Source organism: Rhodococcus sp. B50 (genome assembly GCF_013602415.1).
GTDB lineage: Bacteria > Actinomycetota > Actinomycetes > Mycobacteriales > Mycobacteriaceae > Rhodococcus.
This window is the reverse complement of the sequence record NZ_WPAG02000002.1, coordinates 3,697,589-3,720,273: the sequence shown is the minus strand read 5'-3', so window position 1 is coordinate 3,720,273 and position 22,685 is coordinate 3,697,589. Positions and strand designations below refer to the sequence as shown.

Here is a 22,685-nt window from a genome sequence, read left to right as displayed (position 1 = left end):
CGGTTCGGTCAGACGCCGGACGGGACGAATTCGCGGGTGGTACCAGCCGGTACGAAATCGTCGGTGGCACCGGACAGGGCGAGTTCGTGTGCGTACTGGCTCGCCGGACGCGGCAGGCCGTAGTGGTCGCGCAGCGTGGTTCCGGTGTACTCGGTGCGGAACAGGCCTCGCTCCTGCAGGATCGGCACAACCTGGGAGGTGAACGCCTCGAGGCCCTGCGGGTACTGCGGCGGCATGATGTTGAAGCCGTCCGCGGCGCCGTGGGTGAACCACTCCTCGATGATGTCGGCGATCTGCACCGGAGTGCCCGCGACGACGTTGTGGCCGCGCGCCCCCGCAAGCTTGTGCAGCAACTCGCGCAGGGTGGGCTGCTCACGTTCGACGATCTTCGCGAAGACCAGACGGCGGCTGTTGTCGTTGTCGGTGATGTCGCCGGCACCGGCGAACAGTTCGACGGGCACCTTCTCGTCCAGTTCGAGCCGGGAGACGTCGATGCGTCCCATCTTCTGAAGCTGGCCGAGTCCGTATTCGGTGATGGTCAGTTCGTTGAACTCGCGCTGCAGAGCCTTCGCCTCGGCTTCGCTCGCGCCGATGAAGGGACTCAGGCCGGGCAGGATCTTCACGTGATCCGGGTTGCGGCCGAATGCCGCTGCACGGGCCTTGATATCGGTGTAGAAGGCTTGGGCGTCCTCGATGCGCTGATGCGCGGTGAAGATCGCCTCGGCGTAGGTGGATGCGAAATCGCGTCCGTCGTTGGAGGACCCGGCCTGTACGAGGACCGGGCGACCCTGCGGGGAGCGGGCCGAACCGAACGGGCCGCGCACCTTGACGTAGTCACCGTCGACGTCGGTGCGGTGGATCTTGCCGGGATCGGCGTAGACGCCGGCGGCCTTGTCGACGACGAGTGCGTCGTCCTCCCACGAATCCCACAACTTCACTGCGGCGTCGACGAATTCGCGTGCCCGGGCGTACCGCTCGTGCACGTCGGGATGTTCCGTGAGTCCGAAGTTCGCTGCTGCGGCGTCGGTCGCGGTGGTGACGATGTTCCAGGCGGCGCGGCCACCGGAGATGTGGTCGAGCGAGGAGAACAGACGCGCGAGGTTGTAGGGCTCGTAGTAGGTGGTCGATGCGGTGGCGATCAGCCCGAGGTGCGTGGTGACCGTGGCCATGGCGACCAGCGTGGTGATCGGCTCGAGGCCGTAGTCGGGCCGATACTTCACCTCGGTGCGCAGGGCCGGGCCGTCGGCGAAGAAGACCGCGTCGAGCTTCGCGTCCTCCGCGAGGCGAGCGAGTTCCTGGAAGTAGGTGACGTCGTAGAGACGTTCGGGCACGCTGCCGGGATGGCGCCACGAGGCCTCGTGGTGGCCGGTGGGATAGATGAAGGCGTTGAGGTTGAGCTGGCGGTTCGTCATCTTCGGATTCCCCTCGGAAGGTCAGCTACGGGTGTGGGACGCGCCGATCTCGGCCACTGCGGCGGTGACGACCTCGTCGAAGCGCAGGTCGAAGGCGTCGGCGGCATCGACGGGCTTGGGCAGTTCGCCGGCGGCATCGATCACGTCGATGGTGTGCTGCTGGATCGCGATGAGTTCCTCGTCGAGATGCGGGAACGTGCTGATCCCGGCAGTGTCGAGGATGCGCTCGCCGTCCTCGACCGTCAGGCCCTGACTCTCGACGAAGTAGGCGTCGATGTACGCGTCGCGGTTGTCGTTGGCCCAGTCGATCGCCTTGATGTAGGCGGTGACGTAAGCGCGGACGGCTGCGGCCGTGGCCGGGTCGGACAAGGCCTTCTTGCTCGAGTAGAGGTACGAGATGCCTTCGCTGAGGTCCTCGATCTCGGGACGCGGCAGCGACGTCGCGCCCGGGGTCTGCATGTACCGGGAGAAGACCGGCTCGCTCATCGGAGCGGCGTCGATCTGATTGGAGCGCAGTGCGTCCGGAAAGTCGGGCAGCGACATCGGGACGAGGTTCACGTCGTCGACCGAGAGACCGGCCTTGTCGAGGCCGCGGAGCACGAAGGCCTGCTGCGAGGTGCCCTCGGCGTAGCCGATCCGCTTGCCCTTCAGATCCGCGAGGGACTCGATGTCCGAGGCGTTCGGCGCGATGCCCATGTTGAGCCCGTTGTTCGTCCGGATGGCTGCGACGACCTGCACGTCGTCGCCGGCGACGAGGGACTGGACGGTCATGATCTCACCGGCCCACGCGACGTCGACGGCGTCGGCGCGGAACGCCTCGAGGATCGAGGGGGCTCCCTGGAAGTTCGCGAACTCGTACTCGAACGGCACTGTGTCGAGCTGTCCGGAGGCCTCGAGAGGGATCTGCTGGCGCTCGCCCTGGTCGGCGATGACGAGCTTGGTGCCCGCGGGGATCTCGGTGGGCAGCGCGCTGTCGGAACCGAGGCCCTCGCCCGAGGAGCCGGAGCTACATGCCGCGACCGCGGTCAGAAGGAGCGCGATGATGGCTGTCGATCCGGCACGACGTAGACGGGGCATGGACTTCCTCACGGTTCTGGCAAATGGGGGAACGATCTTCGACGGAGTCGAGGACGTCACCGATCCTGGGCGATCCGTCGCCGGGGGACCAGGGTTTGCGTCAGCGTGAGTGAAAGGGTCTCCTTCCCGTGCATCGGGCCTGCTCGTGCGGCGATATCGCCGATATCCGTGCTCCGTGGCGGTTACCGTGCGAGGGAGAACCGGTGGCCGGGAGGGAGATGCGCATGAGCGCGGATGATCGGCGGATGTCGCAGGCGGATCTGATGTCCTGGCGGATGGAGTCCGATCCCGTCCTGCGATCCACGATCGTCGCGGTCGCGTTGCTCGACCGGTCGCCGGACCACGAGCGCTTCGTCCGGATGATGGAACGCGGAACACGTGCGGTGCCGAGTTTCCGCCGCAAGCTCGCCGAATCCCCGTTCGGACGGACCCCACCGCGATGGGTGGACGATCCCGATTTCGACCTGTCCTGGCATCTGCGGCGGATCGCCCTCCCACATCCCGGGGGACTGGACGCCGTGCTCCCGCTCGTGCGCGCCGCGGCGATGTCGGCGTTCGACAAGGACCGTCCCCTGTGGGAGGCGACGATCGTCGACGGCCTCGACGACGGTCGTGCCGCGATCGTCCTCAAGGTGCACCATGCGCTCACCGACGGCATCGGTGGTATCCAGATCGCGAACGAGATGGTCGACTTCGAACGCGACGGCACCGACCGTGGGCCGTTGCAGGAGACTCCGCCCGCCCCGGCCCCGGCATCGAACCTCGCCGACTCCGTGGGCTGGTACCTCTCGACGGCCGGGGATGTGGCGGGCCGGGGTGCGCCGTGGCTCGTGCGCTCCGGTCTGAGGTCGCTGACGAATCCCGTCGCGGCGCTGCGCACCGTCGTGGACACGGCCGGGTCGACGGCCCGCTTCGTGCAGCCGGTGTTCACGACGCGTTCCCCGGTGATGATCGACCGCAGCACGGTTCGTGAGGTCGCCGCCCTCGACCTGCCGCTCGACGCACTACGGCGGGCCGGACGAACAGCGGACTCCTCTCTCAACGACGCCTTCCTCGCCGGAATATTGCTGGGGCTGAGGCACTATCACGCGCGGCACGGGACGCAGGTCGCCGAGCTGATGACGACACTGCCGATCAGTCTCCGGCGGGAGGGCGACGCGATCGGAGGGAACAAGATCACGCTGGCCCGGTTCGCGCTTCCCCTCGACATCGCCGAACCCGTCGCGTTGATGCACCGGGTGGACCGGACCGTCCGTTCCTGGCGCGATGAACCGGCCGTGCCGCTCTCGTCCGCCATCGCGGGTGTGCTGAATGTGCTCCCGGCCGGTGTTCTGGGGGGGATCCTCAAGCACATCGACTTTCTCGCGTCGAACGTCCCCGGTTCGCCGATTCCGCTGTACATGGCCGGGGCGGAGGTGCTGAGGTACTACCCGTTCGCGCCCACCATCGGCTCGGCGGTCAACATCACGCTGATGTCGCACACCACGCACTGCTGCATCGGCATCAACGCCGACTCCGCAGCCGTTCCCGACCTGTCCGTCCTCGTCGAGTCGATGGTGGAGGGATTCGGTGACGTGCTCGCCGTGGGCGGCGAGGGTCCACGCATCGAAGCCACGATGTCCGCTGCGCCGACCTCGCGCGCCTGATCAATCGAGGAGGTCGCGCACCGGTATGCCGGCACCCTCGAGGGTGAGCAGCCGGGAGGCATGCACGTGCCGCTGCCAGTGCGCGAACGCACCGTCGCCGTCGCGGGCGCGCAGCAGGCGGATCAGGCGTCGCAGCGACCGCACGAGCAACATGAAGTTCTCTGCCGCATCGGAATTCGCGAGCGACATGCGTTCGCGCGCCACGTCGCCGGTGTGCCGGGCGAAGATCTCGTGCAGCATCCCGGCGATCAGCGCCAGCGTCGCGTTCCCGGACAGTTGCACCATCCGGAGGTGGAACTGCGCGGACGCCACACCGAGATCGCGGGTCGTGAACGCCGCGGGGATCTCCTCGTCGACGAAGCGCTCGAGTTCGTCGAACGCCGCCTCGGTGCCGGTGAGCGCGAGGAGACGTGCGGCGGGAGGTTCCACCGCCTCGAGAGCATCGAAGACATCGGCAACTGTGGCCCCGGACAATTCGAGCAACAGCGACGCCGGTCGTGCGACGACCTCCGAACCGGGCACCCGCACCCGCGCTCCCGCCCGCGAGCCGCGCCGCACCTCGACGAGCCGTTCGGCCTCGAGTACCCGGACGGCCTCGCGCAGGGTGGGCCGGCTGATCGCGAAGTGCTCCATGAGTTCTGCCTCGTGCGGCAGGTGGTCGCCGTCGACGAGATCGCCGTCGACGACCATCCGGCGCAGCGTCCGCGCCACCACTTCCGCGGCCTTCGGGCTGCGGATCGCTCGGGTCTCCACGGTGCCTACAGGGCGTCGAAGTGTCGATCGGCGAGAACGCCCATGGCCGAACGCAACTGCTGGGTGCGACCCGCGATCTGGCGGGCGAACACGGTCAGGACGTCGCCCATGGGGATCTCACCGGCCAGATGCCGTTCGACCAGCACTGTGGTGCCGTCGACGACGGTGTCGGGCCGCGACCCGAGGGCGGATTCGAGATCGGCCAGATCGCGTTCGGTGATGCGATCGGCGTACCGGTCGGCGTCACGGAGATACTTCAGGATGCGGGCGAGCCCCTTGCTGCGCTGGATGACGAAGGCGTCCTCGCTGCGCGGCACGATGATGTGCCGGATCTGTTCGAGGGCAGCGTCGTAGAGCCATTCGCGCTCGGTCGATTCGGCCTCGACGTCGCCCGGCGTGTCGAGGTCGATGCCGAGCACGTCGGCGAGGGCCTCGACGAGCAGGCGACGGTGCAGAAGCCCGTAGGCCAGCGCATTTCCCACCTCGGACAACGGATCCGGGTGGACGGAACCGCCCTGGCCGAGGATCACGATGCGCAGCTCCGCGAGCACTCGGTAGTAGCGCACCCGATCGAGGTCGACGGTGGTTCCGGAGGCACGCTCGTAGTCGGCGAAGCGCTCGTGGATGTCGGTGAACGGTTCCTGCACCGCGCGGGTGGTGACCCAGGCGAGGTCGTCGTGCGGGTCGCCGAGATGCCCGAGTTCGAGATCGAGGACAGCGGTGACCCTGCCGTCCTCGTAGAGGAAGTTCCCCGGTCCGGTGTCGCCCTGGACGATGACGACGGGGCCGTCGACGTCCGGGATGGTGCGCTTCACCCAGGTCAGCGCGAGTTCGACCAGCGGATCGGCTTTTCCGCCGGCGTCGCGGTAGACGGTCTCCCAGGTGTCGATCTCGTGCGCGACCAGCGCTCGCAGGCCCGCTTCCGGATGTTGGCCGGGCAGTTGCAGCCGGTGCGGATCCACGCGGTGCATCTCGGCCAGGATACGCATGAAATCGGAAGCCACCGAGACGCGTTCGCCCTCGTCGCGGATCCGGGAGAACCAGGCCTGCCCGGGAACTCGTTCGGACAGGATCGCCTGCTCGGTGGGGTGGACGCCGACGATGCGGGGCACCGGCACCGGGGAATCCTCGAACGCGCGGTAGAAGCGGGCTTCGCGATGCAGGGTGAACGGGTCTCCGCGCTGTGTCGGATCGAGGCGGTCATAGCGCAGGAAGAGGGGGAGGATCGTGCCGTCGTCGGTCTCGACGTCCACGATCCAGGCCTCGCGCCGGCCGCCGCCGGGTCGCCGGTCGATCTCCACGATGGTTCCGCCGGCCGTGTCCGACACCCATCGCAGCAGGGCGGGTTCGAGTGCGCCTCGGTTCTCGGTCATGTTCGTACCCTGCTCCTTCGTGCGCTGTCACCCCGATGGTTGTGCACTAGGTTATATATCTCATCGAGCTCTGGGTAGTGTTCGTCGCGGTTTCCCGTGAGCTCCGAGGTGAATGGTGACGTGTGTCATAGTCGGTGCTAGCATCCGTCCCCAAGTTGTCTAACTTGGTGATCGGACAGAGAAGGTGAACAGTGGGAGCGTCCCGGAGACCGTTGCCTCAACCCACCCCGACGACCGCCGCGTTCTGGGCCTCCGGGGCCGACGGTGTCCTGAGGGTCGCGCAGTGCGACGCCTGCGGAAAGCTCATGCACCCCACCGCGGTGCTGTGCTCGGAGTGCACCTCCCGCGACATCTCGCTGCAACCCGTCTCGGGACGCGCCGTCGTCGTCGGCGTGACGGTCAATGCGCAGCAGTGGCTATCGGATCTCCCACCGCCTTACGTCATCGCGATCGTCGCACTGGAGGAGGACCCGGGCGTCCGCCTCACCACGAACATCGTCGGATGCGAGCCCGGCAACGTCGCAGTGGGTGATCGCGTGCGGGTCGTCTTCGAACAAGCAGCCGACGACATCTGGTTGCCGCTGTTCCGACCCGACCCCGAGGCCGGCGACGAGCCCGGTCCGATGCCGGAACCCGAGGACGTGCGCACGCATCTCCGGATCCCGGTCTCCGCCGAGAAGTTCGAGGACCGGGTCGCGCTCACCGGTGTGGGGCAGTCCGCGGTCGGCCGGCGGCTCATGGTGGACCCGCTGACGCTCACCGTCGACGCGTGCCTGCGCGCGGTCGAGGACGCCGGACTGACGCTCGCCGACATCGACGGCCTGTCCACCTATCCCGGCGCGGCCCCCGGAGGGATCTCCGAGGGCGGCATCATGCCGGTCGAACAGGCGCTTCGCATCCGGCCGGTATGGGTGAACGGTGGCGGCGACCTGCCGGGGCAGAACGGGTCGATCGTCGCGGCGATGCTCGCCGTCGCATCCGGTCTGTGTCGTCACGTGCTGTGCTTCCGCACCGTGTGGGAGTCGACCCACTCGGAACTGGTGAAGGCCGGGAAGTGGTCGGTCGGGAGCGGCAAGGCCACGGGCATGCTCGAGTTCCGACATCCCTTCGGCGCGGTCTCCGCAGCCAACTGGATCGCGTGCCAGGCGTCGCATTATTTCCACCGCTACGGCGACGCCAAGGACGCCCTCGGGGCGATCGCGGTCACGGCCCGCGGCAATGCCTCGTCCAATCCCGAAGCGGTGTACCGAGATCCGATCACAATCGACGACTATCTCTCCGCCCGCGTCGTCTCGACTCCCTTCGGGCTGTACGACTGCGACGTCCCCGTCGACGGGGCGGTCGCAGTCGTCGTCTCCGCGGTCGACGCCGCCGCCGATCTGCGGCACGAACCCGTACTCGTCGAGGCCGTCGGTACGCAGATCACGGAGAACCTGTCCTGGGACCAGGGCACGCTCACCCACCTCCCGCAGTCGCTCGGCCCGGCCGCGCACCTGTGGAGTCGCACGGATCTACGACCCGACGACGTCGACGTGGCCCTGCTGTACGACGGCTTCACGTTCAACGCGCTGTCGTGGCTCGAAGGTCTCGGCTTCTGCGAATTCGGAGGTGCCGCCGACTTCGTCGACGGCGGCAAGGGCATCTCCGTCGACGGCGTGCTACCCCTCAACCCCCACGGCGGTCAGTTGTCGGCCGGTCGCACCCACGGCTACGGCTTCGTCCGTGAAGCGGTGCTGCAGCTGAGAGGCCAGGCTCCCGGGGCGCAGGTCGCCGACGCGAGGGTCGCCGTCGTCACCGCCGGCGGCGGCGTGCCGTCGGGCGCGATGCTCCTCCGGACCCGATAGCGAAGAACGTCCCCGCTCACCCGAACATCCGTAACCGACCAGGTCAGGAGTCGTCATGGACCGTCCCTTGGAGGGCATCCGCATTCTCGAGGTCGCACAGTTCACTTTCGTTCCCGCCGCCGGCGCGGTGCTCGCCGACTGGGGAGCCGACATCGTGAAGGTCGAGCACGCCGAGAACGGCGACGCCCAGCGCGGACTCGTCCGTGTGCTCGGACTCGACGCGGGCAGGGCGGGCTCGTCGTTCGCGCCGATCATGGAAGGTCCCAACCGCAGCAAACGCAGCATCGGGATCGATCTCGCCATCCCCGAGGCACGCCCCGTCCTCGAGGAGCTGATCCGGCGCAGCGACGTCTTCCTGACGAACTACCTACCCGGTCCCCGGGCCAAGCTCTCGATCACCCTCGAGGACGTCCGGGCGATCAATCCGGAGATCATCTACGTCACCGGAAGCGGTTTCGGCACCGAGGGTCCCGACGCCGACAAGGGTGCCTACGACGCGACGGCCTTCTGGGCGCGCGGCGGAAGCGCCGACGGTGTCATGCCACCCGATGCCGAGCACATGGCGTTCATGCCGTCCGGTGCATACGGCGACAACATCGGAGGCATGACCATCGCGGGCGGGATCGCCGCCGCGATCGCCGGACGGGAACGCACCGGCGAACCGTCGGAGGTCGACGTGTCGCTGCTCGCGGTGGGCGCCTGGGCCACCCAGTTCTCCGTCAACCTCTCGCTGTTCACGGGTGGGCCGCTGCCGAAGATCCGACGCACGACGGCAGCGCCCGGCAATCCTCTCAGCGGCTCGTATCGCACCGCCGACGGACGCTGGCTGCAGTTCTCGATGCTCCAGCCCACGCGCTACTGGAACGAATTCGTCACCGCTCTCGGTCTCGAGCACCTCGTCGACGACGAGCGCTTCGCGTCGATGGAAGCGATCTTCCAGCATGCCGAGGAGATCGGAGGATGGTTCGCCGAGGCGATCGCGCAACGCGACTACGACCACTGGCTCGAGGTGTTCGCGTCCCTGACCGGGCAGTGGGCGCCGGTGCAGGACGGCTGGGATCTCGGCCACGACGAAGCGCTCGTGGCGAACGGGCGGATCGTGGAGGTGACCGATGCCGACGGCACACCGCAGAAGCTCGTGGCCAGCCCGGTGAAGTTCGACAACGCCCCTGTACGGATGACCCGGGCGCCCCAGTTCGCCGAACACACCGACGACATCCTTCGTGAACTCGGATTCGACGACGACAAGCTCATCGAACTCAAGATAGCCGGTGCCGTCACGTAATCCGGCTCACGATCACTCGGCAGCGTCGCGCCGCAACGTCCGTACCGCGCGGTTCGCGGCGCCGAGCGCATCGATCGCCGCCGCGAGCGCCTTCTCGAGTTCGTCCCGCGCGGCGTCGCCACCGTCCTCGGAGGGCTGGGGACGCAGCGCGGGGACGACATATCTGCGGAAGCGCAGTCGCGCGGCCTCGTCGGACCGCTTGGGGTCCTCGGCCGCGAGAAAGGTCTGCTCGATGAGGTATTCGAGCAGTTCGGCCAACGGGATGTCGGTGCGGATGAGTCCCGCCTCCTGGCCGGTCCGGAGCAGGGGCTCGGAGACCGCCGAGGTGACGGCGAGGATGTCTGGATGCCGTGCGGAGGCCGAATGCTGCGCCATGAGAGCGACGATCACCGGATCCTCGGGCAATTCCCGGGCATTGTAGGCCATCGTGTCTTCCATCTTCGCGAAGATGTCGCCCTGGCCGGCCGAGCGTTCGAGTGCGCGCTCGATATGGCGTTCGGCGCGGAGCAACCCCACCTGGACGATCATCTCCTGAGCGCCGCCGAGTTGCCGGAAGGCCGTCGCGCGGGAGACGCCTGCGCGTTCGGCGATCGCGGTCATGCTCACGGAGACGGTGCCGCGGTGCCGGATCTCCTCGTCGGCGGCGCGAACGAGGCGCTCTCGCAGGCTCATCTCGCCGGTCGTCACGGAGTCGTCCATCGCCACCACCTCACCCTAACGGTGGACGCCGCAACTCGTCCGGAGCAGGTGATCCGCCACATAGTAAACTTGGTAAAAAGTGTGATCCAGGTCTCGACTTACGGGTTCGATGTTGCTACGGTGTGTCCAATGAGTCTCAGGCAGTGAGACCGATCGGGGGATTCGGTCTCATGATCTGCCGCGACCGTCAGTACTTCGTCTCTTTCGTCCACGTCGAAAGCAGGGCTTCATGAGACTTACGATCGACACCGGAAAATGCTCCGGCCATGCGCGTTGCTGGGAAGCCGCCCCCGACGTCTTCGACATCGACGACAACGGATACGCGTTGCCGCTCGACCGTGAGGTTTCCGAACCCGTCGACGCTGCCGTGCTCGCCGGCATCGCCGCGTGCCCCGAACGGGCCATCAGCCTCCGCTGACATGTGTCGACCGCGTAAGCAGTCTGCATCGCAATCGATCTCGTCCGTTTCCTTCCCGACCTCCCCTCCCACCGGATCCGAAGCAAAGGACACCCCTCATGGGCCGTTTGCAGGACAAAGTCGTCTTCGTCACCGGCGTCGCCCGCGGTCAGGGACGCACTCACGCAGTGCGCCTCGCGCGTGAAGGCGCGAAGATCATCGGCGTCGACCTCTGCGACAACATCAAGACCAACGCCTACCCCCTGGCCTCACCGGAAGATCTCACCGAGACCACCCGCCTCGTCGAGGAGGCCGGCGGCACCCTGCTGACCACCGTCGCCGACGTCCGCGACCGGCAGGCCCTGTTCGACGCCGTGCAGCGGGGCGTCGAGGAGTTCGGCCGGCTCGACGGCGTGGTCGCGCAGGCGGGCATCTGCCCCTTGGGAACCGACGATCCGCAGGCCTTCATGGACGCGTTCACCGTCGACTTCGTCGGCGTCGTCAACGCGGTCGAAGCGAGTCTTCCCCATCTCGCCGACGGCGGCTCGATCGTGGCCACCGGTAGCCTCGCGGCTCTGCTCCCCGGAGCCACAGACAATCCCACCAACGGCACGGGCGGGCTCGGCTACTCACTCGCCAAGCGAATGATCTCGTCGTTCGTCAACGACCTGTCGGTCGTGCTGGGGCAGAGGAAGATCCGTGTCAACGCGGTTCATCCGACGAACTGCAACACCGACATGCTCAACAGCGAGGTCATGTACCGGCAGTTCCGGCCCGATCTCGAGTCGCCCACCCTCGAGGACGCCCTGCCGGTCTTCCCCGTCATGAGCGTGATGAACGTTCCCTACGTCGAACCCGAGGACGTCACCGACACGGTGCTGTTCCTGCTCTCCGACGAGTCGCGGTACATCACGGGCATGCAAATGCGTGTCGATGCGGGCGGCTACGTGCGCAACCGTCCCGCCACCCCGGCCTTCTGAACTGCGCACGCAGTTCCTGCTCAGTACGGAGAATCCTGTGACACACGACTTTTCCCAGCTGTTCATCGACGGAGTCTGGGTGGACAGCGACGGCGGCGAGATCCTCGACGTCTTCAACCCCGCCAACGGCGAACTCGTCGGCCGCGCCCCGCAGGCCACCGTCACCGACGTCCGCCGGGCGATCGCCGCGGCCAGACGCGCGTTCGACGAAGGTCCGTGGCCGCACATGAGCCCGCGCGAACGCGCGCAGGTGATGCTGCGCATGGCCGACGCCCTCGACAAACGCCGTGCCGAGCTGGTCGATCTGAGCATCGCCGAAGCGGGTTCCACCCGGGCGCTGGCCGAATACCTCCAGGTGGGCATTCCGCTGCAGCACTTCCGCGACATGGCCGAACGCATTCTGCCGTCCTTCGATTTCGAGAAGCCCGTGCTCCCCACCATCGGGCAGGGGATCGGTCAGGGCGTCGTCCTGCGTGAGGCTGCCGGTGTCGCGGCGCTGATCTCGGCGTACAACTTCCCGCTCTTCCTCAACATCATGAAGGTCGCGCCTGCGTTGGCCGCCGGATGCACCGCGGTCCTCAAGCCGGCACCCACGACGCCTCTCGAGGCGCTGATCCTCGGCACGATCGCCGAGGAGGCCGGACTCCCGCCGGGCGTGCTCAACATCGTCACCGGCGACACCGAGGCCGGTCGCGAACTCACGACCAGTCGCGACGTCGACCTGGTGAGCTTCACCGGATCCGACACGGTCGGCCGCGCGGTCTACGAACAGGCCGCCCCCACCCTGAAGAAGGTCGTCCTCGAACTCGGCGGCAAATCGGCCAACATCATCTGCGAGGACGCCGACCTGGCGAAGGTCGCCGAATCGGTGATCGGCAACATGGTCACCCACTCCGGGCAGGGATGCTCGCTGTTCACCCGCACCCTCGTGCACCGTTCCCGCTACGACGAACTTGTCGCCTACGTGACCGCGGGACTGGGGACCATCACGGTCGGCGATCCCGCCGATCCGAGCGTGATGATGGGCCCGCTGATCAGCGAGGCGCAGCGCACCAAGGTCGAGAGGCTCATCGCCCGTGGGGTCGAGGAGGGCGCGAAGATCGCCTTCGGTGGAGGTCGCCCCGTCGGACTCGACAAGGGCTACTTCGTCGAACCGACCCTGTTCGTCGACGTCGACAACTCGATGGATATCGCGCAGAAGGAGTTCTTCGGCCCGGTCGGTGTCATCATCCCGTTCGACGACGACGATCACGCCGTCCGTCTGGCCAACGAGAGCGAATTCGGTCTCGGGGGAAGCGTGTTCGCCGCCGATCCGGCGCGCGCCTACGGCATCGCCAAGCGCATCCGCACCGGTTTCGTGTCGATCAACGGAGGTGGCGGGGGAGTGACCCCGCACGTGCCGTTCGGCGGATACAAGCAGTCGGGACTCGGACGCGAATGGGGCGCAGCCGGACTCGACGAGTACCTGGAAACCAAGGCCGTCACATGGAGTGCCGCCACCGGCGGCTGAGGACATGGAGCGCCGCCACCGGCGGCTGAGGACATGGAGCGCCGCCGGCGGCGGCTGAGCCCACTCGCATTTTCTCTTCGTAAGGATCTGACATGACCCGAGCCGAATCCGACCGAGCTGCCATCTCCGGTTGCCCTGTCCACAATTTCAACTACACCGAACTGCAGAAGGCCGGCACGTGGTTCGAGAAGTACGACGAGCTGCGCAGCGAATCCGCTGTCTACCGAAACGAATTCGGTCCCGGTTTCTACTCGGTGGTGAACTACGAGGGCATCCTCGACCTGCTCCAGCGGCCCGACACCTTCTCGAACAGTGTCGTCACCCCACTCGACCCGAACCCGGCTTTCAAGTGGATCCCGGAGATGCTCGACGGCGACGAGCACCACCAGTGGCGGCGCCAGCTCGGCCCGTTGTTCTCGCCCAAGTGGGTGGAGTCGCTCGAACCGCATATCCGTGAGTGCGCAGCCGGGCTGGCCGACGACATCGCGTCGCGGTCGGGCAACCAGGTGGACTTCATGCGCGAGTTCGCACAGGTGTTCCCCGCGACCATCTTCCTCGAGCTCATGGGCATGCCGGTCGAGGAACTCGACCAGTTCATGGAATGGGAACACGCGATTCTGCACGGGAGCGACGACGACGTCGAAGCCCGCGGGCAGAAACAGCTCGCTGCGATGCAGGCCGTGATGGGGCGGTTCGCGTCGATCATCGCCGAGCGACGCGTCGAGCCCAAGGACGACATCGTCAGCAAGGCGCTGACCTTCGAGATCGACGGTGCGCCCGTGAAGGACGAGGATCTGCTCTCGTTCTGCCTACTGATGTTCATGGCCGGACTCGACACGGTGGCAGCGACACTGGGGTGGGCGTTCTACCACCTGGCGTCGCATCCGGAGGATCGGGCGCGCATCGTCGAGGACCCGTCGCTCATCCCGGGTGCGGTCGAGGAGTTCCTCCGCGCCTACGCAATCGTCGTACCCGCCCGGAAGGTCATGCACGACACCGAACTCGAGGGTGTGCCGCTGAAGGCCGGCGACATGGTGAACTTCCCGCTGAGCGGCGCGACCCGCGACGAGGAGGCGTTCGACGACGCGGCGGAGGTCGACATCGAACGTTCGCCGAACAATCACATCGCGTTCGGTGCCGGCCCGCACCGCTGCCTCGGATCCCACCTCGCGCGCCGCGAACTGCGTATCGCTCTGGAGGAGTGGCACAAGAGGATTCCGGAGTACCGCCTCGTGCCGGATGTCGAGCTCACCGAGACCGGCGGCCAGCTCGGTCTCACCTCGCTGCCGATCGAATGGGACCGGGCCTGAGCTCCGGTCGCGAGCTGTCCGCGTCGCCGACGACGATCCACCGCACATCCAGGAGGACGTAATGCCATTGCAGGACCATATGCATTTGATCTCCACCGACGATCATCTGATCGAGCACCCGGCGCTGTGGTCGGATCGGTTGCCGTCGAAGTTCCTCGAGGCCGGCCCGAAAATCGTCGAGAAGGAACTGCCGAGGGCCATCCACGTCGGCGACGGCGACCGCGCACTCGACAGCGCGACCAAGATCGCGCAGGTGTGGGAGTACGAGGGCCGCATCTACCCGTACATCGGCCTCAACGCCGTGGCGGGCAAGAAGCCCGAGGAGTACGGCATCGAACCCACCCGGTACGACGAGATGCTGCCGGGTTGTTACGACCCGAGATCCCGTGTGCAGGACATGGACATCGACGGTGTGCAGGCCACCCTGTCGTTCCCGTCCTTCCCCCGCTTCGCCGGCACGGTCTTCCTCGAGGGGCAGGACAAGGAACTGGCGTTGCTCTGCGTGCAGGCGTGGAACGACTACATCCTCGACGAGTGGTGCCCTACCGCGCCCGACCGCCTGATCCCGTTGACGATCCTGCCGCTGTGGTCGGTGGAGGAGGCGGTCGAGGAGGTGCACCGCACCGCGGCGAAGGGTTCGCGCGCCATCTCGTTCGTGGAGAACCCCGTCCCGCTCGGATTGCCGTCCTTCCACACCGATCACTGGGATCCACTGTTCTCGGCGGTGGAGGAGACAGGACAACCGCTGTGCGTGCACTTCGGCACGTCGGGTCAGGCACCGATCACCGCTCCCGAAGCGCCGATGGCGGTGATGATCGCGCTCTTCGGCTGCAACTCGATGTACGCGACCGCCGACCTGCTGTTCTCGCCGGTCTTCCACAAGCATCCGGGCCTGAAGTTCATGCTCTCCGAAGGCGGGATCGGGTGGGTTCCCTACATGCTCGAGCGGATGGATCAGACCTGGCAGAAGCACCGCTTCTACCAGAACATCAACCAGAGCGTCCGGCCGTCGGAATTGTTCGCGAAGCACATCTACGGCTGTTTCATCGACGACCAGTTCGGTGTCGACAACCGCGAGGCCGTCGGGATCGACAACATCACGTGGGAGGGCGACTACCCGCACTCCGATTCGAACTGGCCCAACAGCCGCAAGGTGGTGCAGGAACAGATGCGCCTCGTGCCCGACGAGGACGTCCACAAGATCGTCGAACTCAACGCACGGGGGTTGTTCAACTTTCCGCGTGCGTGATCCGGCCCGACGAGAAGGAATCCGACATGGAGGAACCGATCACGCAGATCCCGGAGGACGACTGGGCCGATCAGGATCTGCTGACCCGCGATCTGGCGGGCTCTCTCCTCGACGAGGAAATCGAGGCCGAACGCGAACGGCTCGCGAGGCTCGACCGGGGTGAAGGGGGAGACGACATCATGATGGCGCGGGAAGACATGGAGCGCAGACTCGCCGCGATGATCGCCGTGCGCGATCGCGTGCGCGGTGAGGGCCGTCCGGCCCCGTTGAGAGGACTTCCGGAATGACGGATCCCGCTGTTGCCGAAGGATCCACGACAGACGGTGGATTCACGGTCCAGGACGACGGTCTGCACGAGGTCTCCGGCAACTTCTACGAGACGGAGACCTTCTGGTTCTCGTTCTTCGTGCCGGAGCGCAACATCGGCGCCTGGGTGTACGTGAGTGTCCGGGCCAACGCCGGCACGACCGGCGGGGGACTGTGGTTGTGGGACCACACCGGTAGCGAGCCGTGGAATGTGCCCTTCTTCGAAGGGTTCTCGCATCTCAAGCCCCCCACGTTCGAGAACGGCGTGCTGACGAGCCCCACGGGCGCGACGATCACGGTCGTCGAACCGGGCATGGAGTACTCGGTCCGCTACGACGATCGCGACCGCATCACCGCCGACCTGCACTTCACTGGACTCGAGCGGCCGGTGCCGTTGCGCAGTGGGTCACCGCCGTATCCGTCGGCGTCGCACTACGACCAGACGGGGCGAGTCACCGGAACCGTGGTGCTCGACGGCGAACGGATCGATGTCGACTGTTACGCGATGCGCGACCGTTCGTGGGGGCCGCGGACAGAACGCGGGTACCGCCGTGTCGGTTACACGTGGCTGGCCGATCCGCACCTGAGCCTGCTCACCTATTCGGCGCCCACCGACGTCAGCGACGACATCCATTCGGGATATGTGCGCCGGGGAGAGGACGTCGTCGCGGTGCGTGGCGGGCATCGGAAGGCCGGTCGCGATCCCGAGCGGGGATGGATCGATTCGCTGGATCTCACGGTGGTCGACGAGGCAGGTGACGAGATCACCGTGAGTGGTCGGGCGCGGAGCCGCCTGATCCTGCCGGGTTCGACGAACCTCTGCATCAACACTCTGCTCGAGTTCGACGTGGACGGCCGCATCGTCTACGGAGAGGACCAGGACGTCTGGCCGATCAAGGAGTTTCGGGCTGCGGTGCGGCCCGACTGAGAATCAGCCGTCAACCAATGGTTGACGGGTTCCATTCGTCAACTTAGAGTTGACGCATGGAACCCATTCGGCCGTCCCACCCCATCCGGCTCGACGACCTCATCGACGCGATCAAGAAGGTCCACGACGATCCCCTCGAGCAACTGTCCGACGCCGTCATCGCGGCCGATCACCTCGGCGAGGTCGCCGATCACCTGATCGGTCACTTCGTCGACCAGGCCCGGCGGTCCGGCAAGTCGTGGTCCGAGATCGGGCAGAGCATGGGCGTGTCCAAGCAGGCCGCCCAGAAGCGATTCGTGTCGAAGAGCGACAACGACCTCGACCCTCAACAGGGTTTCTCGCGGTTCACACCGCGCGCGCAGAACACTGTGATGGCGTCGATGAACGAAGCACGCGCCACCGGCAGTCCCGAGATCACACCCGTCCATCTGCTGCTCGGCCTGCTCGTCGACACCGAGTCGCTTGCCGCACGCGCACTCGCCGCCCAGGGCGTGGACTTCGCGGCCCTGCGCGCGGCCGCCGAAGCGGCGCTCCCCGAAGCGGCCGGCGACGTTCCCGAACTCGTTCCGTACGACGCCGGAGCCCGCAAGGCTCTCGAACTGACCTTCCGCGAAGCTCTGCGACTCGGACACAACTACATCGGAACGGAGCACATCCTCCTCGCGCTGCTCGAACTCGAGAACGGTGACGGTGTGCTGGCCGGTGCCGGGGTGAGCAAGAACGCCGTGGAGAAGAAGGTCGCGGAGGAACTCGCCGCGATCGTCGAGGCCGAGAAGGCCGAGGAACAGAAGACCGGGAGACAGGACTAGGCGACAAACACGGGCAGGTTCGCGGACGGCGTCCTCGGGGTACGTCGAAGTCATGAACACACGCCAGGCATGTCTCGTCGCGGGCTTCTCCGTGGCCACGCTCGTGGCCACGGGGTGCAGCAGCGACGACTCGTCCACCGATACCGAGACCACCGTCGAGACCCCACCCACCTCCCTCACGACCACCACCACCGATGCCATGCCCACGCCGCTGCCCGGAATGAGCGGCGACGCCTTCGGTCTTCCGAACGAGGGAGGCGACGACGACAACGCCTTCACCTACGACGAGGCGGCCGTGCCGGTCGGCGCGACCTTCGACGTCGAATCCGAGGAGGAGGACGGCCGGACCACCGTCACGCTCAGGGTGATGGGTCTGCAACCCGATCGGGACTTCGGGGCGCACGTCCACACCCGGCCGTGCGGGCCGAACCCATCCGATTCGGGGCCGCACTACCAGAACCAGGTCGACCCCGCGGCGAACCCCGAATCTCCCTCGACCGACCCCGCCTACGCCAATCCGCAGAACGAGATCTGGCTCGACATCACCACCGACGCGCAGGGCAACGCCGAGGCGTCCACCACCGTCGACTGGGAGTTCCGCGACGACGAGGCCAACTCGGTGGTGCTCCACGCACAGCACACCATGACCGCTCCGGGTGAGGCCGGACAGGCCGGCGACCGGCTCGCCTGCATCGACGACGACTTCTGATCCGGACGCGACCGTCCACCCCGGCGGTCCGGCGGGTGAAGTCCACCCGCCGGACCGTTCTCGTGTGGCGAATGGGTACCTGAGCGAACGGCTTTCGTGCCCTGCTGACGCCCGGGGGTCACGAGGGAGGAGCGTGGATGAAATTCGTCGTCGACACCATCGGTGGACGAGTACGCGGTACGACCGTCGACGACGAAGCGGATCTGCGGACACGGTGGGACGGAATTCGCTGACCGCGTTTGACCTCGGTTCTCCCGGGTAGTCGTGGGGAAGACGTGTCCAGCCCCTGACGACAGCACACGAATCGGAGTTCCGTATGTCCGCTGACGCCCCCAAGATCCCCGGTGTTCCCTCGTCCACCGTGCCGCCCGTGGAGGAACCCACGACGCCCACGACGCCGCCCGCGCCCAAGCCCGATCAGGCGGAGCCCGAGGTCAGGACGGCCACCGGCACTCCCGCGGATCTGCCGCGCGGTCGTGCCCAGCAGGGGGAGTACCTGACGACGGCTCAAGGTGCTCGGCTGACGGATACCGACCATTCCCTCAAGGCCGGTCGTCGCGGCCCGATCCTGTTGCAGGACCATCACTTCCGCGAGAAGATCACCCACTTCGACCACGAACGTATCCCGGAGCGCGTGGTGCATGCCCGCGGCGCCGGTGCCCACGGCGTCTTCCGCGCGACGGGTGCCGCGAGTTCGATCACGCGCGCCCACTTCCTCCAGAAGGACGTCGAGACAAAGGTGTTCGTGCGGTTCTCGACGGTGCTCGGTTCCCGCGGTTCGGCCGACACGGTGCGCGACACCCGTGGCTTCGCGACGAAGTTCTACACCGAGGAAGGCACCTTCGACCTCGTCGGCAACAACATCCCGGTCTTCTTCATCCAGGACGCCATCAAGTTCCCCGATGTGGTCCACGCGGCCAAGCCGCATCCGGATCGGGAGATCCCGCAGGCGCAGAGTGCCCACGACACCTTCTGGGACTTCGTCTCGCTCCACACCGAGGCCACGGCCCACACGCTGTGGAACATGTCCGACCGCGGCATCCCCCGTTCCTACCGGATGATGGAGGGCTTCGGCGTCCACACCTTCCGCGTGGTCAATGCCGAGGGTGACACCGCACTGGTCAAGTTCCACTGGAAGCCGCGACTCGGCGTGCACTCGCTGGTGTGGGAGGAAGCCCAGCTCATCAACGGTTTCGATCCCGACTTCCACCGCCGCGACCTCGCCGACGCGATCGAGGCCGGCGCCTACCCCGAATGGGATCTCGGCGTGCAGGTCTTCCCCGACACCCCGGAGCAGATCTTCGAGGGGATCGATCTGCTCGATCCCACCAAGATCGTTCCCGAGGAACTCGCACCCGTGCAGATCATCGGCACGATGGTCCTCAACGCCAATCCCACCAACTTCTTCGCCGAGACCGAACAGGTCGCCTTCCATCCGGGCCATCTCGTCCCGGGCATCGACGTCACCGACGATCCGCTGCTGCAGGGCCGCCTGTTCTCCTACCTCGACACCCAGCTGACGCGGCTCGGCGGGCCGAACTTCGGGCACATCCCGATCAACCGTCCGCACGCTCCGGTCAACGACATGTTCCGCGACGGCTTCCACCAGCACGCCGTCCACACGGGCGTCGCTCCGTACAAGCCGAACTCCCTCGACGCGGGATGCCCGTTCATGGCCGGAGTCACCGAGGGTGCCTTCGTCGACCTGCCGGTGGAGGTACCGGCGGCGAAGAAGGAACGCGAGGTCTCCCGGTCGTTCGACGATCACTACACGCAGGCCCGCCAGTTCTACCTGAGCCTGTCGGATATCGAGCAGGACCACGTCGCCTACGCCTACACATTCGAGCTGGGCAAGTGCTACGAGCAGACGATCAAGGAACGGCAGCTGCAGATCCTGGCGAACATCGACACGGGGCTGTGCGAGAAGGTGGCCGCCGGTCTCGGTCTGCCGGCCCCGAAGCCGGCCGTCGAGGTCTCCGATCTCCCGCAGAGCCCCGCGCTGGCACAGGTCGGCAAGACGTGGCCCGTGCAGGGTCGGCTGATCGGCATCGTCGCCGACGACACCACCGACGTCGATCAGGTCCTCGCGGCCGTGCAGGCCGTGGATGCGGCCGACTGCGTGCCGCTCGTGGTTGCTCCGCACGGCGGGATGCTCGGAGGAGTCGTTCCGATCTCGCGCACCTTCCTCACGGCCCGGTCGATCGAGTTCGACGCGGTGATCATGGCGACCACCGTGCCCGACACGAGAGTCCGGATCCTCGTCGACGAGATGTTCCGCCACCACAAGGCACTGGCAGCGTGGGGGGCCGGTGCAGCGGCGCTGGAAGAGCTGAAGGCACCCGGTGTCGAGATCGTGGACGGGCCGGAAACGGCCGTTGCGCAGGTGCTGGAGCTGCTGGGTACCCACCGCGTGTGGGAACGAGACACCGTGTGACAGACCTCACCTGAACTTGCCTTCCGAAGTTCGGGTGCCCCAAGTTATTCTTTCGTTACCTCTGGCCGCAGCTGATTTTCATCGCTGCGGCCAGTTGTTATTTACGCCCAGGTCAAGCCATGAATCGGGTCATCGGGCGCATCGCGCGGTGATGCCCACGAACGGGTCGCGCAGCGCCGTGAACCGGCGCGCGGTCGCCACGCGGGCGAGGGCGCGGGATGCACGCACGAACCGCTGGGTGCGGCGGCGCCGAGCACGGTCGTATCGCTTCAACGCCTCCGGTACCGAGTGCTCGGACAGCAGTACCGCGAGTGTCGCGGCATCGATCATCGCCTCGCATGCCCCGCGACCGAGGTTGGGCGCCATCGCGTGGGCCGCGTCGCCGATCAGCGCGACCGTGCCATGGACGAAGGACGGCAACGGGGCGGACTCGTACAGGTCGTGATGCAGGACCTCGGCGGGGTCGATCCGTACGAGCACGTCGCGCACGGCCGGATGCCAGTCGCGGTAGCGCTCGCGTAGTTCGTCGACGCTTCCCGCTCCACCGGCCGGAGCGCGCACGGCCGCGAACCAGTTGGTGAGGTCCCCGTCGCGCGGAGTGATGCCGAACAGCGCGCCCGGCCCCCACGACTCGCTCGTCGTCGACGCGGTACCCGGCGCCCAGCCGCGCCACGCGGAGTAGCCGGTGTACACGGGACGATAGGAGGGCCCGAACAGCCGGTCGCGCACCGCGCTGTTGATGCCGTCCGCCGCGACGACGACGTCGTAGGAGGAGAGATCGGACAACTCGGGGGCCGGGGCTCCGAACCGTACGAGACCGGACGGCAGGCCCTCGGCCAGGATCGTGAGAAGTTTCGGCCGTGAGAGCAGGACGACGGGTCGCGTCATGCTGCGGATGCGTCCGATCGCCGAGCCGTCCCATCGCAGGAAGGCCGCGCCGTCCTGCAGCACGCCGAGCTTCTCCACCTGCCCGCCGAGGCCGGAACCGCGACCCGCGGTCGTCAGGGCGTCTCGGGCTTCGGCCCACATGCCGAGCGCAGTGCCGGTCTCGGGGAGCGACGGTGCACGTTCGAAGACGTCGACGTGCCAGCCGCGCCGGACGAGTGCATTGGCGGCGGTGAGTCCGCCGATCCCGCCGCCGACTACTGCTGCTTTGCCGTGTCGCGTGGCCATGCCGCCACCGTACTACATGTGTAGTGGACAGTCACTACTTCTGTAGTGAGGGTCGTAGGATCGAGCGCGTGACCGACAAACGCACCCTGGTCGTCGACGCAGCGATCACCCTGGTGGGCACCGAGGGGCTGCGGGCTCTCACCCACCGCCGCGTCGACGCGGTCGCGAGCGTGCCCGCCGGTTCCACCTCCAACTACTTCCGCACCCGTCAGGCCCTCGTCGAAGGTGTACTCGACAGGCTGCTCGAGCAGGATCGGGTCCAGATCTCGGCGATCGGCGCGGCGATGCCGGGCGACGCCCGTGCACTCGAGGATCTGGTGCACGGTTATGTGATGTTCGCGACGGGAGACGATCTCGTGCGAACCCGCGCACGTCTCGCGATGTTCGTCGAGGCGATGGCGACACCCGAACTGCGGGCCGGGGTCGAGATCCGCCGCAGTGAACTGCGCGGATGGATCGGAACCGTGCTCGCGGGCCTCGGTGTGAGCGATTCCGCCACGGCCGCGCGAGTTCTCATCGACTACCTGGACGGACTGATCCTGCATCGCTGCACGTCACGCGACGACGAACCGGATCCGCGCGACGGTGTCGCCCGGCTCGTCCGGACTCTTCTCGCCACCGCAGCGTGACGACCGCGCTTCCGGCGCGTTACGGCCGCGTTTCCGCAGGTCGGCGGGAAAATAGGGCAGGCTTGCTTGCGTTACCCCCCGATACCTGGCATATCGTTCAATTCGAAGACGGTGGGACCACGACGTCCCACCGGTCGCCGGGTCCACGCTCGCGCTGCCGAA

At 67.0% G+C, this 22,685-nt stretch carries 20 protein-coding genes; 14 read left to right on the top strand and 6 right to left on the bottom strand.

Translation table 11 applies throughout. The features are described 5' to 3' along the window. Window positions 1–8: 8 nt before the first annotated feature. On the bottom strand, window positions 9–1,412 hold the full coding sequence (locus tag GON09_RS17495; RefSeq protein WP_213932892.1) for an LLM class flavin-dependent oxidoreductase: 1,404 nt from the start codon (window positions 1,410–1,412) through the stop codon (window positions 9–11). Between the two features lie 21 nt (window positions 1,413–1,433). After that, window positions 1,434–2,489: an ABC transporter substrate-binding protein gene (locus GON09_RS17490; protein WP_213932891.1), complete on the bottom strand. Its 1,056-nt coding sequence runs from the start codon at window positions 2,487–2,489 to the stop codon at window positions 1,434–1,436. Window positions 2,490–2,707: 218 nt separating this feature from the next. On the opposite strand from GON09_RS17490, the gene GON09_RS17485 reads away from it, so the two are divergent. After that, window positions 2,708–4,135: a wax ester/triacylglycerol synthase domain-containing protein gene (locus GON09_RS17485; protein ID WP_213934507.1), complete on the top strand. Its 1,428-nt coding sequence runs from the start codon at window positions 2,708–2,710 to the stop codon at window positions 4,133–4,135. Here GON09_RS17485 and GON09_RS17480 read toward each other — a convergent pair whose 3' ends face one another. After that, complete coding sequence (locus tag GON09_RS17480; RefSeq protein ID WP_213932890.1) at window positions 4,136–4,888, bottom strand: FadR/GntR family transcriptional regulator; 753 nt, start codon at window positions 4,886–4,888, stop codon at window positions 4,136–4,138. Window positions 4,889–4,893: 5 nt separating this feature from the next. Then, on the bottom strand, window positions 4,894–6,261 hold the full coding sequence (locus tag GON09_RS17475) for a phosphotransferase family protein (protein WP_213932889.1): 1,368 nt from the start codon (window positions 6,259–6,261) through the stop codon (window positions 4,894–4,896). Window positions 6,262–6,452: 191 nt separating this feature from the next. Here GON09_RS17475 and GON09_RS17470 point away from each other — a divergent pair, with 191 nt between their 5' ends. Together GON09_RS17470 and GON09_RS17465 are read left to right on the top strand one after the other, a co-directional pair. Next, window positions 6,453–8,105 (top strand): thiolase C-terminal domain-containing protein, encoded by a 1,653-nt coding sequence (locus GON09_RS17470; protein WP_213932888.1) that lies wholly within the window; start codon window positions 6,453–6,455, stop codon window positions 8,103–8,105. A gap of 55 nt (window positions 8,106–8,160) precedes the next feature. Next, complete coding sequence (locus GON09_RS17465) at window positions 8,161–9,390, top strand: CaiB/BaiF CoA transferase family protein (protein WP_213932887.1); 1,230 nt, start codon at window positions 8,161–8,163, stop codon at window positions 9,388–9,390. Between the two features lie 12 nt (window positions 9,391–9,402). Here GON09_RS17465 and GON09_RS17460 read toward each other — a convergent pair whose 3' ends face one another. After that, window positions 9,403–10,089, bottom strand: a complete 687-nt coding sequence (locus tag GON09_RS17460; RefSeq protein WP_213932886.1) for a TetR/AcrR family transcriptional regulator — start codon at window positions 10,087–10,089, stop codon at window positions 9,403–9,405. A gap of 229 nt (window positions 10,090–10,318) precedes the next feature. On the opposite strand from GON09_RS17460, the gene GON09_RS17455 reads away from it, so the two are divergent. The 10 genes from GON09_RS17455 (at window position 10,319) to GON09_RS17410 (ending at window position 20,721) form a co-directional block, all read left to right on the top strand. Further along, entirely contained in the window at window positions 10,319–10,507 is a 189-nt protein-coding gene (locus GON09_RS17455) for a ferredoxin (RefSeq protein ID WP_213932885.1), read from the top strand. Between the two features lie 98 nt (window positions 10,508–10,605). Then, window positions 10,606–11,466 (top strand): mycofactocin-coupled SDR family oxidoreductase, encoded by an 861-nt coding sequence (locus GON09_RS17450; protein WP_213932884.1) that lies wholly within the window; start codon window positions 10,606–10,608, stop codon window positions 11,464–11,466. A 37-nt stretch (window positions 11,467–11,503) separates the two neighbouring features. Next, window positions 11,504–12,976, top strand: a complete 1,473-nt coding sequence (locus GON09_RS17445; protein ID WP_213932883.1) for an aldehyde dehydrogenase family protein — start codon at window positions 11,504–11,506, stop codon at window positions 12,974–12,976. A 92-nt stretch (window positions 12,977–13,068) separates the two neighbouring features. Further along, window positions 13,069–14,286: a cytochrome P450 gene (locus GON09_RS17440; protein WP_213932882.1), complete on the top strand. Its 1,218-nt coding sequence runs from the start codon at window positions 13,069–13,071 to the stop codon at window positions 14,284–14,286. A 61-nt stretch (window positions 14,287–14,347) separates the two neighbouring features. Beyond that, the gene (locus GON09_RS17435) at window positions 14,348–15,535 is read left to right on the top strand and encodes an amidohydrolase family protein (protein WP_213932881.1); all 1,188 of its coding nucleotides are present in this window, start codon (window positions 14,348–14,350) and stop codon (window positions 15,533–15,535) included. Between the two features lie 26 nt (window positions 15,536–15,561). Next, window positions 15,562–15,822 (top strand): hypothetical protein, encoded by a 261-nt coding sequence (locus GON09_RS17430; RefSeq protein WP_213932880.1) that lies wholly within the window; start codon window positions 15,562–15,564, stop codon window positions 15,820–15,822. After that, complete coding sequence (locus GON09_RS17425; RefSeq protein WP_213932879.1) at window positions 15,819–16,769, top strand: DUF7065 domain-containing protein; 951 nt, start codon at window positions 15,819–15,821, stop codon at window positions 16,767–16,769. The genes GON09_RS17430 and GON09_RS17425 overlap by 4 nt, the downstream gene beginning before the upstream one ends. A gap of 56 nt (window positions 16,770–16,825) precedes the next feature. Beyond that, a complete protein-coding gene (locus GON09_RS17420) occupies window positions 16,826–17,578 on the top strand; it encodes a Clp protease N-terminal domain-containing protein (protein WP_213932878.1) in 753 nt (250 codons plus the stop codon). A 52-nt stretch (window positions 17,579–17,630) separates the two neighbouring features. Further along, entirely contained in the window at window positions 17,631–18,287 is a 657-nt protein-coding gene (locus GON09_RS17415) for a superoxide dismutase family protein (protein WP_213932877.1), read from the top strand. 316 nt (window positions 18,288–18,603) lie between these two features. Next, window positions 18,604–20,721 carry a catalase gene (locus GON09_RS17410; RefSeq protein WP_213932876.1) on the top strand — a complete coding sequence of 706 codons (2,118 nt, stop codon included), beginning with the start codon at window positions 18,604–18,606 and terminating at the stop codon, window positions 20,719–20,721. Between the two features lie 129 nt (window positions 20,722–20,850). Here the strand turns inward: GON09_RS17410 and GON09_RS17405 are convergent, their stop codons facing one another. Beyond that, window positions 20,851–21,894, bottom strand: a complete 1,044-nt coding sequence (locus tag GON09_RS17405) for an FAD-dependent monooxygenase (RefSeq protein WP_213932875.1) — start codon at window positions 21,892–21,894, stop codon at window positions 20,851–20,853. A 68-nt stretch (window positions 21,895–21,962) separates the two neighbouring features. Between GON09_RS17405 and GON09_RS17400 the strand changes: the two genes are divergently transcribed. Beyond that, entirely contained in the window at window positions 21,963–22,523 is a 561-nt protein-coding gene (locus tag GON09_RS17400) for a TetR/AcrR family transcriptional regulator (RefSeq protein WP_213932874.1), read from the top strand. The last annotated feature ends 162 nt before the right edge of the window (window positions 22,524–22,685 follow it).